Genomic DNA, 16,606 nt, shown 5'->3' with positions numbered 1-16,606 from the left:
GCAGGGATGTCTGACTACATCGCGCTGCGTGCGCTAACTGAACAAATGACCCGGGAAGGGATCCGCCGTTTGCTGATTATCAGTGGCGAGGGACTCTGGTGTCAGGAGCAGGCGTTAGCGCTGCGCGATACATTACCCGGCGACTGGCTGTGGGTTGGTGCAGAGCCTCCCTCAGAGCCGGGCTGTACGCCACAGGCGTTGCAAACGTTACTGGGACGTGAATTTCGTCATGCAGTCTTTGATGCGCGGTCTGGGTTTGACGCCGCAGCGTTTGCCGCATTAAGTGGTACGCTGTATGCCGGGAGCTGGCTGGTGTTGCTGACGCCCCCCTGGAACAGCTGGCAGACACATCCGGATGTAGATTCGCTGCGCTGGAGTGACTGCGCGCAACCCATCCCAACGCCACACTTTGTCGAACACTTCAAACGGGTCATCACTCGCGACAGACAAGCTCTGCACTGGCTGCAGAATCAGTTATTTTCATGCCCGCATTTCCCTGAACGTGCTGGCTGGCAAGCCGCGAATGGGGAGCCTCAGCCTGAGCAGGCGGCGATTTTACAACATCTGTTGGCTATGCCCTGTGGTGTGGTAACAGTGACTGCAGCACGTGGTCGGGGTAAATCAGCCTTAGCAGGGCAGTTGATTTCACGCATGAAGGGAACGGCAATTGTTACTGCGCCCGCTAAAGCGGCAACCGATGTGCTGGCACGCTTTGCCGGTGAGCGTTACCGCTTTATGGCCCCGGATGCGCTGTTAGCCGGGACTGAAACCGCAGACTGGCTTATTGTTGATGAGGCCGCTGCCATTCCCGCACCGTTGCTGCATCAACTGGTTTCGCGTTTTCCCCGCACGTTGTTAACGACTACAGTTCAGGGTTATGAGGGAACCGGCAGAGGGTTCTTGTTAAAATTCTGCGCCCGTTTCCCGGCGCTGCGCCGATATGAGTTACAGCAGCCCGTCCGGTGGGCGCAGGGGTGTCCGTTGGAAAAAGTCGTCAGCGATGCACTGGTATTCGATGACGAAACTTTTATGCATTCGCCTCGGGGAGAGATCCGTTTTTCCACGTTTGAAGCGAATGCCTGGCGCACCAGGCCGAATCTGCCGCTGGCGGTATATCAGTTGCTTTCCGGGGCGCATTATCGCACCTCACCGCTGGATCTTCGCCGGATGATGGATGCGCCAGGTCAGCATTTTCTTCAGGCATCGGCCTCGGACTCGGTGGCTGGTGCCGTCTGGCTGGTGGACGAAGGAGGATTATCCGCAGAATTAAGTCAGGCTGTCTTTGCCGGGCACCGTCGACCAAGAGGGAATCTGGTGGCTCAGTCTCTGGCTGCCCACGGATGTTATCCGCTGGCGGCGACGCTCACTGGACGTCGTGTCAGCCGTATCGCGGTTCACCCCGCGCGCCAGCGGGAAGGTATAGGGCAACAGTTGATTATGCAGGCCCATCGCTATTCCACGCAGTGTGATTACCTCTCCGTCAGTTTTGGTTATACGCAAGAGCTATGGCGTTTCTGGCAGCGTTGTGGCTTTGTGTTGGTTCGTATGGGGAACCACCGGGAAGCCAGCAGCGGGTGCTACACCGCAATGGCTTTACTGCCCATCAGTGAGGCGGGGAGGCGTCTCGCTGAGAGGGAGAACCTGCGCTTGCGTCGTGACGCTGTGATTCTGGCTCAGTGGAATGACGAGGCCATTCCGGTATCCCCACTGAAAGAAACTACGCTTAATGATGATGACTGGGAAGAACTGGCGGGATTTGCCTTTGCACATCGGCCACTACTTACCTCATTGGGTTGTCTGAGTCGCCTGCTTCAGAACAGTACGCTTCCTCTCCCGGCGCTGCGAGGACGTTTACAAGAGCACTGCACTGACGCACAACTGTGCGAGCGACTGAACGTTTCTGGTCGTAAAGCATTGTTACTGCTTCAGCGTGCAGAGGCGGCGCAGGCGTTAGCGCAACTGGATAATGAACGCGAACAACGGCTACATAATCGCATTATGCAATGGTAATTTTTTCACTAACTTCTTCAATTTCCTGGCATGGTCATTGCGATTAAGCGGCGTAGAATGACGCTCATCAGTTAAGGAGATCGCCATGAAACATGACCATTTTGTTGTTCAAAGCCCCGATAAACCCGCGCAACAGTTGCTGCTGTTGTTTCATGGCGTAGGCGATAACCCTGTTGCCATGGGAGAGATAGGATCCTGGTTTGCACCTTTGTTTCCGGATGCGCTGATAGTGAGTATAGGCGGTGCTGAGCCATATGCTTCAACCTCCGGGCGTCAATGGTTTTCCGTTCAGGGCGTAACGGAAGAGAACCGTCAGGAACGTGTTGACGCTATCATGCCGGTATTTATCGAAACCGTTCGCTACTGGCAAAAACAGAGCGGCGTCGCACCTGGGGCAACTGCACTGATAGGCTTTTCGCAGGGGGCTATTATGTCGCTTGAAAGCATCAAAGCCGAGCCTGGACTGGCATCACGGGTGATTGCCTTTAATGGTCGTTACGCCAGTTTGCCGGAAGTGGCAACGACGGCCACGACAGTACATTTGATTCACGGTGGTGAAGACCGGGTGATTGAGTTATCTCACGCCGTTGCGGCTCAGGACGCGTTAATTCGCGCGGGCGGTGATGTGACGCTGGATATCGTTGAAAACCTGGGTCACGCCATTGACGATCGCAGCATGCAGTTTGCTCTCGACCATTTGCGCTTTACTGTGCCGAAGCACTATTTCGATGAAGCGTTAAGTGGGGGGAAACCAAACGATGATGATGTCATTGAGATGATGTAACCCTGTAGGCCAGATAAGCGTAGCGCCATCAGGCGCGGGTGCCGGATGGCAACGCTACGCGTATAATTCGGCCTACGGGTTATTTTTTCGGTTGGTCTTTGTTCGGCCAATCGTCGTCGTCGTCCCATTTATCGTTAAAGTCACGATGCGGGGGAAGCTCCGGTTTATTCGCGAGAAATTTTTTGTGGTCGACGCGCTTGAGATCTTTAATTACATTCAGCAATACGCCTACCAGAAACACCAGCACTAAAATCCACCAATATTTAGCCAGCCAGTCCATGCTCATTTCCTCTTACAGGGCCACTCATCAGGCGACGAGTTGCTCCATGATACGTTGATACATTCGGGCAAGCAGTTGCAGGTCGGCGGCATTAACGCATTCATTTATTTTATGAATGGTGGCATTGACCGGACCAAGTTCAACCACCTGCGCCCCCATGCGGGCAATAAAACGCCCGTCGGACGTTCCGCCTGTAGTCAGTAACTGCGGTTTAATTTCATTATAGTGCTCAATGGCGTTCACCACTGCATCCACCAGTTTGCCACGCTCGGTCAGGAATGGCTGGCCGGAGAGCCACCAGTCAACGGTGTAACGCAACTGGTGCTTATCCAGCAATTCCAGCACCCGGGATTTGATCATCTCGTCATTTAACTCAGTGCTGAAACGGAAGTTGAACTGGATAAACAGTTCACCAGGGATAACATTGTTGCTGCCGGTTCCTGCCTGAATATTGGCAATTTGCATGCTCGTTGCCGGGAAGAATTCATTGCCCTGATCCCACTCGATCGCCACCAGTTCATTCAGCATTGGCGCTGCGCGGTGAACCGGGTTATCGGCCAGATGCGGGTAGGCTACGTGACCCTGCACGCCGTGAATGGTCAGGTTGCAGGTCAGTGAACCCCGACGCCCATTTTTAACCACGTCACCGACGATTTCCGTACTGGACGGCTCGCCGACCAGACAATAGTCCAGCCGCTCGTTGCGCGCCATCAGCGCTTCAACAACCTTAACGGTGCCATTTTTGGCGCTGGCTTCTTCGTCTGAAGTGATTAAAAACGCCAGACGGCCTCTGTGGTTAGGGTGTTGGGCGACGAAGCGCTCGGCTGCGACAACCATCGCCGCCAGCGAGCCTTTCATATCAGCAGCGCCACGCCCGAACAGCAGACCGTCGCGGATCGTCGGTTCAAATGGCGGATTAATCCAGCGATCAACATCGCCAGCGGGCACTACGTCAGTGTGACCGGCAAATGCCAGCGTCTCACCTTGTCCGCGCCATGCCCAAAAATTCTGTGTGTCACCAAAATCCATACGCTCAACGGTAAAACCTACCGCGCGCAGGCGTTCAATCATTAACGCCTGGCACCCGGCATCATCCGGGCTCAGGGAAGGACGGCGAATAAGCTGCTGTGTCAGCTCAATAACCGGGCACGACATAGACTACACCTCATTAAAAAACTGCATATAACTGGATTCACTGAAACCCAGCAGCATAGGCTTACCCGGCGCGCAGAGCAATGGGCGTTTGATAATTGCTGGCATTTCAATCATCAACGAGGCGGCGGCATCCGCATCGGTAATTTGATTACGCGTTGCTTCATCGAGTTTACGCCATGTGGTCCCACGCGTATTGAGCAGTGACTCCCAGCCTAACTCGCTGATAAAGGATTGTAGTAGCGCGTTGTCGAGACCATCGACGCGATAATCATGGAAACGATAGTCGATCCCGTGAGCTTCCAGCCAGCGCCTGGCTTTTTTAATGGTATCGCAATTCTTAATGCCGTAGAGGGTGATCATTTGAATCCTTATTAACGTAATTTGAATATTTATTCTTGTGCTTTGTGATCCCTGATAATACATATTGTCATTCAATCGTTATAGAAAAATATAACATTGTTGAACAACAGTGAATAATGATTCCTGAAAGTTCCGAAACTCTCACTGAACTGGAATTCAGATTTTACCTCTTTGCATCAGACTGTTTTTCCATCAGAATTGCCAGAGTAGTAGATGATGTATGAATATTTCAAAATATTGCAGTAAGTCACATAAAATTTATGGGTATGGCGCATAGTGATGACATGACCCCCAGCACTGGAGAATGTAATCACAACTATCGATTAAATTATCTTCTTTGAAAGAGAATGATTTTGTAGAATATCCATAATAATAAGAGAGGTTGTTATGATTGAACGTGAACTGGGGAACTGGAAAGACTTTATCGAAGTGATGCTTCGTAAATAAATTTCTGGCAGACAATCCTGAAAAGGATAAAAAAAGGCGACTTATTGTAAGTCGCCTTTTTTGTGTGTTATTCCGGTTTTGGCTTCAGAGGGAAGCGCCTGCGCACCAGTACAAAGAACAGTGGGACGAAGTAAATAGCCAGAATTGTGGCTGAAATCATTCCGCCCATCACGCCGGTACCAACCGCATGTTGACCGCCGGAGCCTGCACCGCTGCTGACGGTCATCGGTAACACCCCGAATATAAACGCCAGAGAGGTCATCAAAATCGGACGCAGGCGCTGGCGACACGCATGCAGCGTGGCGTCGAGCAAATCGTGCCCTTTTTCATTCATCTCATTGGCGAATTCAACAATCAAGATCGCGTTTTTGGCCGAAAGCCCGATAACTGTTAATAACCCGACCTGGAAATACACATCGTTTTCCAGACCCCGCGCCCAGGTTGCCAGCAGGGCGCCAATCACCCCCAACGGTACGACCAGCATGACGGAGAATGGAACAGACCAGCTTTCATACAGCGCGGCGAGGCACAGGAATACCACCAGCAGTGAAATGGCATACAGAGCAGGGGCCTGGGAACCAGAAAGTCGTTCCTGATATGACATTGCCGTCCATTCGAGGCCGAATCCAGTCGGCAACTGATGGACCAGGGATTCCATTACGTCCATTGCTGTACCAGTACTGACGCCGGGCGCGGCTTCCCCTACGATCTCGACGGCAGAGTAACCGTTATAGCGTTCCAGGCGCGGCGAACCTGTCTCCCAGCGCGAGGTGGCAAATGCTGAGAAGGGCACCATGCCGCCGCTATTATTGCGCACGTACCAGAGATTGATGTCATCAGGAAGCATGCGATATTTTGCTGCCGCCTGTACATAAACCTTCTTCACGCGCCCCCTGTCCATAAAGTCATTGACGTAACTGGAGCCCCAGGCCGTCTGCAATGTATCGTTGATATCATCAATCGAAACCCCCAGCGCCTGGGCTTTACGCTGGTCGATATCAATTTGCAACTGCGGGCTGTCGTCCAGACCATTATGGCGTACGCGGGTCAGGGAGGTGTCTTTAGCTGCAAGCTCAATCAGCTTGTCACGTGCCGCCATTAACGCATCATGACCCGCACCGGCATGATCCTGTAATTCCATATCGAAACCGGCAGAGCTACCGAGGCCGCTAATGGCCGGAGGGCTACTGGCGAAGACGCGAGCCTCTTTAATCTGGTTAAAGGCTTTTGTGGCGCGCTCGATAATGGCAAATGAGGTTCCGGTAGTGGTACCACGCTCATCCCAGTCTTTTAAGCGGACGAACATTCGCGCTACGTTTTGTCCATTTCCGCCAGGGCCGGAACCGACCGTGGAGAAGACTGACATAATGTTGTCTTTTTCATGGGTGAAGTAATACTTCTCCACTTCTTCCACCACTTTTAACGTCTGCTGCTGGGTGGAGCCGCTGGGCAACTGTACTGAAGTGGTGAACATACCCCTGTCTTCCAGCGGCAGGAAAGAGGTTGGCAGCCGCAGGAACAGGAACACCATTCCGCCGAGCAGCAACACGTAGATCAGTATCCAGCGCAGGCTGCGATGTAAGATTCTGGCGACACCTTTCTCATAGCGTTCGGCGTTGTGGTTAAACATGCGGTTAAACCAGCCGAAGAATCCGGTTTGTCCGTGGTGTTCGCCCTTATGCAGCGGCTTGAGTAGCGTGGCGCACAGAGCAGGAGTCAGGATCATCGCCACCAGTACCGAGAGCACCATCGCTGAGACAATCGTAATCGAGAACTGACGGTAAATTGCCCCGGTCGTGCCGCCGAAGAAGGCCATCGGGATAAACACTGCCGACAACACCATGGCGATACCAACCAACGCCCCCTGAATCTGCCCCATCGATTTTCGTGTTGCTTCACGCGGCGAGAGACCTTCCTCGCTCATGATTCGCTCGACGTTTTCCACCACCACAATGGCGTCATCAACCAGCAGGCCAATTGCCAGCACCATTGCAAACATCGTTAATGTGTTAACACTGTAGCCAAAGGCATAGAGCACAGAGAAGGTGCCCATTAAGACGACGGGGACAGCAATCGTGGGAATAAGCGTCGCACGGAAGTTTTGCAAAAACAGGTACATCACCAGGAATACCAGCGCAATGGCTTCCAGCAGCGTTTTCACCACGTCAATAATCGAAGCTTTTACAAAAGAGGTGGTTTCATATGCCACCTTGTATTCCAGACCATGAGGGAAGTACTGAGACAGCTCATTGAGGCGATTGATAACCAGATCGGCCGTTGCCATTTCATTGGCGCCAGAGGCGAGTTTAACACCAAGACCAGATGCGGGATTTCCGTTAAACCGGCTGAGGTAGTCATACTTCTCGGCCCCCATTTCGACCGTTGCCACATCACTCAGTTTAACCTCTGAACCGTTCTGATTGACGCGCAGCGTAATATCGCGGAATTGTTGTGGCGTTTGTAGCAATGACTGAGCATTAATCGTCGCATTCAGCGCCTGCTTGTCCACTGAAGGTGTACCACCAAGTTGGCCAACGGCAATTTGAGCATTCTGTGACTCAATAGCATCGGTCACATCTTTGGCGGTCATCTGGAAGCTGTTAAGTTTGGCCGGGTCGAGCCAGATACGCATGGAGTATTGTGACCCGTAGGCGTCAATATCTCCCACGCCGTTAATTCGGCTGAGCGGATCCTGAATATTACTGGCGACGTAGTCTGCAATGTCCTGCTTGTCCATTGAGCCGTCAGTAGAGACAAAAGCGATGGTCAGAATATTGGTATCCCCGGTTTTACGCACGGTTACCCCCTGATCCTGTACCGCCTGCGGCAACTTACGCATTGCCGATTGCAGCTGGTTTTGTACCTGCTGCACGGCTTCATCAGGATCGGTTCCTGCTACAAAGCTAAGCATTACCGTCGCCTGACCCGTCCCGCTGCTTTGTGATGACATATACATCAGATTATCGAGGCCGGTCATGTTCTGCTCGATAACCTGGGTCACGGTGTTTTCCAGAGTTTGTGCTGATGCACCAGGATAATTCGCAGTCACGCGCACGTTTGGCGGAGCGAGATCGGGATATTGCTCAACGGGCAGCGAAAAAATAGCCAAGGTTCCTGTCAGGCACAACAGGATAGCTAACACCCAGGCAAAAATGGGGCGATCGATAAAAAAATTCGCCATTAAAAGGGGACCTCGTGTTTCTGCATATAATAATGGGTATGACTTGCTTCACTGTAGCGGCAAGGTACGGGCCAAACGTGGAGAAAAAAAGAAGATAATGTAAATTATCATGCGCGTTTACAGCGTACCTTTTGTGCCAACGCCGTCTGGCCTGCACCTGGACTATCCGGCGTTTTATCGTTGTTTACATGAGTTGTCTTTCCCTTTATGCCGATCGAAAGCTGATGCTCACCAGCGTTCCGCCTCCGGAGGGCTGGGAGAAGGTCAACGTGCCGCCAAGTCTTTCTGCCCGCTCACGCATAATATTCAAACCGTAGTGTCCTGTAGGCTCATGAGGCTCACCAATTCCGATGCCGTTATCCCGGATATACACAGTGTGGTTATCATCCGGTGCAGTCACGCAACTGACGGCAATTTCGGTCGCACTGGCATGTTTAATGGCGTTAAGCACAGCTTCACGCACGATCTGCAACAGATGCACCTGCATTTGCGCATCCAGCGCCAGCGTTGGTAATCGGCAATCGAGTGTCAGTTTAGCCGAAGTCTGATTTTGCAGGGTTTCCAGCATTTCATGCAGGGCGGAGGGCAGATCGGCCTGCTGCAAGGTCAGACGGAAGGTCGTGAGCAGCTCGCGCAGTTGGCGGTAAGCATCGTTCAACGCCTGAGAAAAGTCCGCCATGATACTCTGCGCCGGGGCGTTATCTTCCGGGATCGAGCGTTTCAGCAGCGTGAGCTGAATGCGTAAATAGGAGAGTACCTGCGCCAGCGAGTCGTGGAGTTCGCGTGCGATGGTCGCTCGCTCTTCCATTAACAATAACTGCTGAAAATGTTTCTGCGCCTGATTAAAGTACAGCCCGCGCCCCAGCATGGTCGAAACGCTGTTCAACAGCGGTGTGGAGGCATGCACATTGGGGCTTTGCCAGTGAAGTTCACCGTAAACGGTATCCTGCATCATGACCGGCAGGATCTGCATTGGCAGGTCATGGCTTTCCGTCCCCTCGCTGATACGCCAGTTATCACCGACGGTGAGTTCCAGGAAATACGCAGCGTCGTGTTCGCGGACAATTTGTAAAATATGCCGGAAGCAGTGTACATCGATTTGGCTGGTATTCAGCGCCTGAGAACACTGGTACAACACTTCCAGGCGGCGGTTTGCTTCGTGGAGATCGTGCGTTTTCTCAGCCACAGAGGCTTCCAGCGAACGATACAGCTTATGCAACTCACTCGACATCTGGCTAAAGGTCTTAGCCAGCAATCCCAGTTCGTTAGGCAAATCAGTGTCCAGCGACGGGATATCAAACTGACCGTGTTCAATGTGCTGGCTGGCCATCACCAGCTTATTGAGTGGACGAACTACCTGCTGGCGAATACGCCGTAGGGTAAAGAACACCAGAGTAAATATTCCGATCCCGCCTGCCAGTGAAATCCCAAAAACCAGTTTCACTTTACGCTCGGCATAATGCTGTAACGCCAACACGAAGAGGTCAATTTGATCAACATAGTTGTTGATATTGGTTTGATACCATTTCAAATCGCCACTTATCAGTCGGGAGTTCATTTCCAGCCAGTTTGCATGCAGATGTCCATAGCGGCTTTTTACCGTTTGCGGCACATACCAGGCGTTCAGATTTTGTAATGCTGGAGAGTTTAGCGCCTGCTGGAACAACTCACGGTGTGAACTGAGTTGCGGGCTGTTGCTTTGTAGATCGTAACCCAGCCGATAGCTTTGCATGCGTAATGAACCGGCAATATTGATGGCTTCCGCATCTCGCAAGCTGCTGGTCAGTGTGAGCAGTGCAATGCCCGTTGAGAGAATTGACAGCAGCACAATGTAGAAAAAAGCCTTGGCCAGGCTGGCCGATACCGGACGTTTTACCGTCACTTGCGCATCCTCACACAATACATGTAGCGCTTTGATACAGCTAAAACGATTCAATGTATTTGATAAATGTTAATAAAATCGCCTGAAACAGGATGGTAACTGAAACGCAATTTCATATGCGATGAAATAAATTGATCTGCCACAGGTTCTGGATAAATAGTTGTGCTTCCTGGGCAAATGAACATTGCCGCCCTCTTCAGGGTCGGTTAATAACAACAGTCATATAAAGAATAAGGTTTTTGCAACCAAAAAAGAAGGAAGCCATGAATCGTTTTATTATGGTCAATAGCCAACAGTGCCTGGGATGCTATGCCTGCGAAGTCGCCTGTGTCATGGCCCATAATGGTGAGCAGCATGTCCTGAGCCAACGGCATTTTCAGCCCCGAATTACGGTCATTAAACATCAGCATCAACGCAGCGCGGTGACCTGCCACCACTGTGAGGATGCACCTTGCGCCAGAAGCTGTCCAAACGGTGCAATCAGCCATGACAATGACAGCATTCAGGTAAATTCGCAAAAGTGTATCGGCTGTAAATCCTGCGTCGTTGCCTGTCCCTTTGGCACGATGCAGATCGTACTTACTCCCGTTGCGAAAGGAAAGGTGAAAGCGACAGCGCATAAATGCGATCTGTGTCAGGGACGTGAAGAGGGACCGGCCTGCGTGGAAAACTGTCCGGCGCAAGCGCTACAGTTGGTGACGCAAACTTCGCTCACCGGTCTGTCAAAAGCACGTCGACTGCGCACGGCCAGTCTGGAGAGCCAGCCCTGGCATGCCAGGGCGACCGATTTTACCTCCCACATGATCACCAAACGCGAGCAGATGCAGGCTACTCCGCCGCGCGGCGAGCCAGATAAGCTGGCGATTGAGGCACGTAAAACCAGTTTTGATGAAATTTATTTGCCATTTCGTACGGCACAGGCCGAGCGGGAAGCCTCCCGCTGCCTGAAGTGTGGTGAACACAGCATCTGCGAATGGACGTGTCCACTGCACAATCATATTCCCCAGTGGATTGAGCTGGTGAAAGCAGGAAATATTGATGCAGCAGTGGAGCTTTCTCACCAGACCAACTGTCTGCCGGAAATTACCGGGCGGGTATGTCCTCAGGATCGGCTCTGTGAAGGGGCATGTACGGTGCGTAACGAGCATGGTGCGGTCACTATCGGGAATATTGAACGTTACATCTCTGACCGGGCGCTGAGTAAAGGATGGCGGCCTGATTTAGGCGATGTGCAAAAAGTGGATAAGCGTGTCGCTATTATTGGCGCAGGGCCTGCCGGTCTGGCTTGTGCGGATGTGTTAGTGCGCAACGGCGTCAGCGTCACCGTGTACGATCGCCATCCTGAAATTGGTGGCTTACTGACGTTTGGTATTCCGGCCTTCAAACTGGATAAATCGTTACTGGTGCGTCGTCGTGAAATTTTCAGCGCTATGGGGATTAATTTCCAGCTTAACTGTGAAGTGGGTAAGGACGTAACGCTGGCATCACTACTGGACGATTATGACGCCGTGTTTGTGGGCGTAGGGACCTATCGTTCTATGAAAGCGGATCTGCCGAACGAAGACGCGCCGGGCGTTTATGATGCGTTGCCGTTTCTGATTGCTAATACCAAGCAGGTGATGGGGCTGGATGAACTACCGGAGGAGCCGTTTATTGATACCGCCGGGCTGAACGTTGTGGTGCTGGGAGGCGGTGATACGGCGATGGATTGCGTACGTACCGCGCTACGCCACGGTGCAAGCCAGGTGACTTGTGCTTATCGTCGTGATGAAGCCAACATGCCTGGCTCGAAAAAAGAGGTAAAAAACGCACGCGAAGAGGGGGCTAACTTTGAATTTAACGTCCAGCCCGTTGAGCTGATGCTGAATGCCGATGGGGGCGTCAGTGGCGTACGTTTCTTACGCACACAGCTCGGCGAGCCTGATGCGCAGGGACGTCGCCGCCCGGTACCGATCGCGGGAAGTGAATTTGTGATGCCCGCTGATGCAGTCATTATGGCGTTTGGTTTCCATCCGCATGGTATGCCGTGGCTGGAGGCTCATGGTGTGAAGGTTGATGACTGGGGCCGGATTGCTGCTGATGTCGAGAGCGCTTATCGTTATCAAACGACTCATCCGAAGATCTTTGCTGGTGGTGATGCGGTACGTGGTGCGGACCTGGTGGTCACTGCAATGGCAGAAGGGCGACATGCAGCGCAGGGGATCGTCGACTGGCTGGGCATATACCCTAAATAATTCGAGTTGCAGGAAGGCGGCAAAAGAAGAAATCCCCAGATGCATAGAGAGCTATGTGACCGGGGTTTCTGAGTACAGCCAACAAACCCGTCGCTTGAAGTATGACGGATATAAAATCAGTCAAATCTCACTAGCCTGGGGTCAAGACAAACCCGGTTTCACGGCGTAGTATTATTTCTCACTTCTCGCCGTGGAGCCGGTATGTCGCAACAAATTACCCTCATCAAAGATAAAGTCCTTTCTGATAACTACTTCATCCTGCGCAATATTACTTACGATCTGACCCGCAGCAATGGCGAGGTGATTCGTCACAAACGCGAGGTTTATGATCGCGGTAATGGCGCCACTATTCTGCTGTATAACCCGGAGAAAAAAACCGTCGTGCTGATTCGTCAGTTTCGCGTCGCCACCTGGGTGAACGGTAACGAAAGCGGACAACTGATCGAAACCTGCGCCGGGCTGCTGGATAACGATGAACCTGAAGCCTGTATTCGCAAAGAAGCGATCGAAGAGACCGGATATGAAGTTGGTGAGGTGCGTAAACTCTTTGAGCTCTACATGTCGCCAGGCGGCTTGACGGAATTGATCCACTTTTTTATCGCGCAGTACAGTGACAACCAGCGTGCCAATGCGGGCGGGGGCGTTGAAGACGAGGATATCGAAGTCCTGGAACTACCATTCACCCGAGCGCTGGAGATGATCACAACCGGGGAGATCCGTGACGGCAAAACGGTGCTATTGCTTAACTATCTGCAATCGTCGCATCTGATGGATTAGGTTACGGGGTTTATATTTCTTTACAAAATAACAGTCCAATCCGACGATTCTTATTGAGCCTCATCAGTAGCGCAAGGAAGATACCGATTAGGCTGTCTGTTTTGATTTCGGGGTTGTACCGTCCATGCGCTATCGCGTTATTTTCATCTTTCTGCTTGGTCTGCTACCGGCCCACTTTCTGTGGGCGGCACCTGCACAGCAGGTATTTTCCGACTGGCAGGTAACCTGCAATAACCAGAATTTTTGCGTGGCGCGAAACACCGGTGAACATCATGGCCTGGTGATGACCCTCAGTCGGAGTGCCGGAGCGCATACCGATGCGGTTTTGCGTATTGAGCTGGGCGGTCTGGATACCCCTGATGCCAAAGAAGCTGATATTGCGCCGCGCCTGCTGATGGACGGCCAACCGCTACCGCTGACTGGCGAACACTGGCGCATTTCCCCCTGGCAACTCATGACCGATGATCCTGCCACCATTAGCGCCTTTTTACAGACAGTTCAGAACGCCCAGGCGATTACTCTGCAAAAAGGCGTGCAAACCATTTCGCTGGCAGGGCTGAAAGCCGCGCTGTTGTTTATTGACGCCCAGCAAAAACGCGTTGGAAGTGAAACTGCCTGGATCGAAAAGGGTAACGAGCCGCCGCTTAGCGTACCTCCAGCTCCGGCCCTGAAAGGGGTAGCCGTCGTCAACCCAACACCAACACCGCTTTCTCAACAAGAGCGCAGTGAACTGCTGGATTACGGGAACTGGCGGATAAACGGTATCCGCTGTTCGCTCGACCCTATGCGCCGTGAAGTGCGGGTTTCGGCATTAACCGATGACAAAGCTCTGCTGATGATCGGCTGTGAAGCGGGTGCATATAACACTATCGATCTGGCATGGATTGTTTCGCGTACAAAGCCGCTGAGTTCGCGCGCGGTACGTCTGAATTTGCCTTTCAGGACGGACGCTGAAAGTAACGATATGGAGCTGACGAACGCTGTTTTTGATGAAAAATCGCGCGAACTGGTCACTCTCGCTAAGGGACGTGGAATGTCGGACTGTGGGATCCAGACGCGCTGGCGTTTTGACGGCCAGCGTTTTCGTCTGGTGCGCTATGCGCAGGAGCCCAGCTGTGATAACTGGCATGGACCTGATGCCTGGCCCACGCTGTGGATCACACGTTAAGTACGCGGTGCGCCTTTTCGACAATGTTATCGACCGTAAAGCCGAAGAAGGGGAATAACTTGTCCGCCGGCGCAGATTCTCCGTAGCCGCTCATGCCGACAATCGCACCTTTCAGACCGACATACTTGTACCAGTAATCCGCAATTCCTGCTTCCACCGCCACGCGCGCGCTCACGCTTGCAGGCAGGACTGATTCCCGGTACGCCTCATCCTGGGCGTCGAAAATATCTGTTGAGGGAAGGGAGACGACACGAACGTTACGGCCTTCTCCCGTCAGTTTTTCTGCTGCCAGTAGCGTAATTTCCATTTCTGAACCGGTGGCAATCAGGATCACATCCGGTTTACCGCCGCTGTCTTTCAGTATGTAGCCACCGCGGGCAATTTCTTTTACCTGTTCAGGGGTACGTTCAACCTGTGCCAGATTCTGCCTGGAGAGGATTAGCGCCGTTGGGCCATCATGGCGCTCTACCGCCAGTTTCCAGCCGACTGCCGCCTCAACCTGATCGCATGGACGCCAGGTGCTGAAATTAGGCGTCAGGCGCAGGCTGGCAAGCTGCTCGACGGCCTGATGGGTGGGACCATCTTCCCCCAGCCCAATGGAGTCATGGGTATAGACCATGATTTGCCGCGCTTTCATCAGCGCAGCCATTCGTGCCGCATTACGGCCATATTCAACGAACATCAGGAAGGTCGCGGTATATGGGACAAAACCACCGTGGTGGGCAATACCGTTGGCAATGGCGGTCATACCAAATTCGCGCACGCCGTAGTGAATGTAGTTCCCGGCTGGATCGTCTTTCAGGGATGTCGAACCTTTCCAGATGGTCAAATTGCTGGGGGCCAGATCTGCTGAACCGCCAAGCAGTTCAGGCAACATCGGGCCGTAAGTATTCAGGGTATTTTGCGACGCCTTCCGGGTTGCGATTTTGGCCGGGTTAGCCTGCAATTCCGCGATGTATTTCTGAGTGGTTTTTTCCCACTCTTTTGGCAGCCCGCCACTCATCCGGCGGGTAAACTCTGCGGCCAGTTCCGGGTGGGCTTGTTGATAGGCGGCGAATTTCTCGTTCCAGCTCTGCTGTGCTTTTTCACCTTTTTCGCGCGCGTCCCAGGCCCGGTAAATCTCTTTAGGGATCTCAAAAGCAGGATGATGCCAGCCCAGCTTCTGACGGGTCAGCGCAACTTCTTCTTCCCCCAGTGCTGCGCCGTGTGCTTCTTCTTTTCCGGCCTTATTCGGTGAGCCAAAGCCAATGATAGTCCGACAGATTATTAGTGACGGCTTATCGGTTACGCTTTGTGCTTCCTGAATGGCTTTCTTCACCGCCTCAGGATCGTGACCGTCTATCTCGTGTATGACATGCCAGTGATATGCTTCGAAGCGCTTCGCAGTATCATCGGTAAACCAACCTTTGGTTTCACCATCAATAGAAATACCGTTGTGATCGTAAAAGCCAATCAGCTTGCCAAGTCCCAGCGTTCCCGCCAGTGAACACGCCTCATGAGAAATCCCCTCCATCAGGCAACCGTCACCCATAAAAACCCAGGTGAAGTGGCTGACAATCTCATGATCCGGCTGATTAAACTGTGCCGCCAGCGTACGCTCGGCTATCGCCATCCCGACCGCGTTTGCTAATCCCTGACCCAACGGCCCGGTGGTCGTTTCCACGCCCGGCGTGTAGCCAATTTCTGGGTGCCCTGGTGTCTTTGAGTGCAGTTGTCGGAAGTTTTTTAACTCCTCTAACGGCAGGTCATAGCCGGAAAGATGCAGCAGGCTGTAAAGCAGCATTGAGGCGTGGCCATTCGACAGGATAAATCGGTCACGATCGTACCAGGTGGGATCGGTTGGGTTATGTCGGAGAAAATCGTTCCACAGTACTTCGGCAATATCGGCCATACCCATCGGCGCGCCGGGATGGCCAGAGTTAGCTTTTTGGACGGCATCCATACTCAGCGCACGAATGGCATTGGCAAGCTCTTTACGGGTCATAGGAAATACTCCTTGAAAAGTAAAGCGTTAGATGCGTGTGTTAATTCACACTTTTGGGAAAATTGCGGGCGAATACGCAAAAAGCATAGCAGACAAGCATGGTATTGCTGGTTTAAGCAGGTAACATGGTTGTTATAAATTGATAACAAATTCTTTCTTTGAGTAGTGAGAGTTTGGCGACCTTCAAAGTTTATGCCGCTGACTGAGGCGATAATGTGCGGCTCAATATACCCGTCATACTTCAAGTTGCATGTGCGTTGGCTACGCTCGCTCACCCCAGTCACATAGTTCGCTATGCTCCTGGGGATTCACTCCCTTGCAGCCTTCATGCAACTCGAATTATT

Annotated in this window: 12 protein-coding genes; 6 read left to right on the top strand and 6 right to left on the bottom strand. The window is 52.5% G+C overall.

The genetic code is table 11. The features are described 5' to 3' along the window. Positions 1–6: 6 nt before the first annotated feature. Positions 7–2,010, top strand: coding sequence for a tRNA(Met) cytidine acetyltransferase TmcA (locus OGY01_RS01040; protein ID WP_286492259.1), 2,004 nt, complete (start codon positions 7–9; stop codon positions 2,008–2,010). Between the two features lie 85 nt (positions 2,011–2,095). Beyond that, a complete protein-coding gene (gene ypfH / locus OGY01_RS01035; RefSeq protein ID WP_045446036.1) occupies positions 2,096–2,794 on the top strand; it encodes an esterase in 699 nt (232 codons plus the stop codon). Between the two features lie 79 nt (positions 2,795–2,873). Here the strand turns inward: ypfH and OGY01_RS01030 are convergent, their stop codons facing one another. From OGY01_RS01030 to OGY01_RS01020, 3 genes are read right to left on the bottom strand one after another with little or no spacing between them, the layout of a single operon-like run. Beyond that, the gene (locus OGY01_RS01030; RefSeq protein ID WP_003835080.1) at positions 2,874–3,074 is read right to left on the bottom strand and encodes a YpfN family protein; all 201 of its coding nucleotides are present in this window, start codon (positions 3,072–3,074) and stop codon (positions 2,874–2,876) included. Positions 3,075–3,101: 27 nt separating this feature from the next. Beyond that, positions 3,102–4,229, bottom strand: a complete 1,128-nt coding sequence (dapE, locus tag OGY01_RS01025; RefSeq protein WP_045446033.1) for a succinyl-diaminopimelate desuccinylase — start codon at positions 4,227–4,229, stop codon at positions 3,102–3,104. A 3-nt stretch (positions 4,230–4,232) separates the two neighbouring features. Beyond that, a complete protein-coding gene (locus OGY01_RS01020; protein ID WP_045446030.1) occupies positions 4,233–4,589 on the bottom strand; it encodes an ArsC family reductase in 357 nt (118 codons plus the stop codon). Between the two features lie 387 nt (positions 4,590–4,976). On the opposite strand from OGY01_RS01020, the gene ypfM reads away from it, so the two are divergent. Beyond that, positions 4,977–5,036 carry a protein YpfM gene (ypfM, locus tag OGY01_RS01015; protein ID WP_001386977.1) on the top strand — a complete coding sequence of 20 codons (60 nt, stop codon included), beginning with the start codon at positions 4,977–4,979 and terminating at the stop codon, positions 5,034–5,036. Positions 5,037–5,103: 67 nt separating this feature from the next. Here ypfM and acrD read toward each other — a convergent pair whose 3' ends face one another. Then, a complete protein-coding gene (gene acrD, locus OGY01_RS01010; RefSeq protein WP_286492258.1) occupies positions 5,104–8,217 on the bottom strand; it encodes a multidrug efflux RND transporter permease AcrD in 3,114 nt (1,037 codons plus the stop codon). Between the two features lie 205 nt (positions 8,218–8,422). Next, positions 8,423–10,099, bottom strand: a complete 1,677-nt coding sequence (gene narQ, locus OGY01_RS01005) for a nitrate/nitrite two-component system sensor histidine kinase NarQ (protein ID WP_045446024.1) — start codon at positions 10,097–10,099, stop codon at positions 8,423–8,425. A 263-nt stretch (positions 10,100–10,362) separates the two neighbouring features. Between narQ and aegA the strand changes: the two genes are divergently transcribed. From aegA to OGY01_RS00990, 3 genes are all read left to right on the top strand, one after another. Next, positions 10,363–12,333, top strand: a complete 1,971-nt coding sequence (gene aegA, locus OGY01_RS01000; RefSeq protein ID WP_045446019.1) for a formate-dependent uric acid utilization protein AegA — start codon at positions 10,363–10,365, stop codon at positions 12,331–12,333. Positions 12,334–12,534: 201 nt separating this feature from the next. Further along, positions 12,535–13,110, top strand: coding sequence for a GDP-mannose pyrophosphatase NudK (gene nudK / locus OGY01_RS00995; protein ID WP_045446016.1), 576 nt, complete (start codon positions 12,535–12,537; stop codon positions 13,108–13,110). Between the two features lie 124 nt (positions 13,111–13,234). Then, entirely contained in the window at positions 13,235–14,278 is a 1,044-nt protein-coding gene (locus OGY01_RS00990; protein ID WP_045446013.1) for a DUF1176 domain-containing protein, read from the top strand. On the opposite strand, the gene tkt is transcribed toward OGY01_RS00990, so the two are convergent. After that, entirely contained in the window at positions 14,268–16,262 is a 1,995-nt protein-coding gene (gene tkt / locus OGY01_RS00985) for a transketolase (protein WP_286492257.1), read from the bottom strand. The genes OGY01_RS00990 and tkt overlap by 11 nt on opposite strands. Between the last annotated feature and the right edge of the window lie 344 nt (positions 16,263–16,606).

Source organism: Citrobacter sp. Cm038 (assembly GCF_030333105.1).
GTDB classification, from domain to species: Bacteria; Pseudomonadota; Gammaproteobacteria; order Enterobacterales; family Enterobacteriaceae; genus Citrobacter; species Citrobacter murliniae.
The sequence above is the reverse complement of the archived record's forward strand: the minus strand, read 5'-3'. Positions and strand labels throughout refer to the sequence as shown.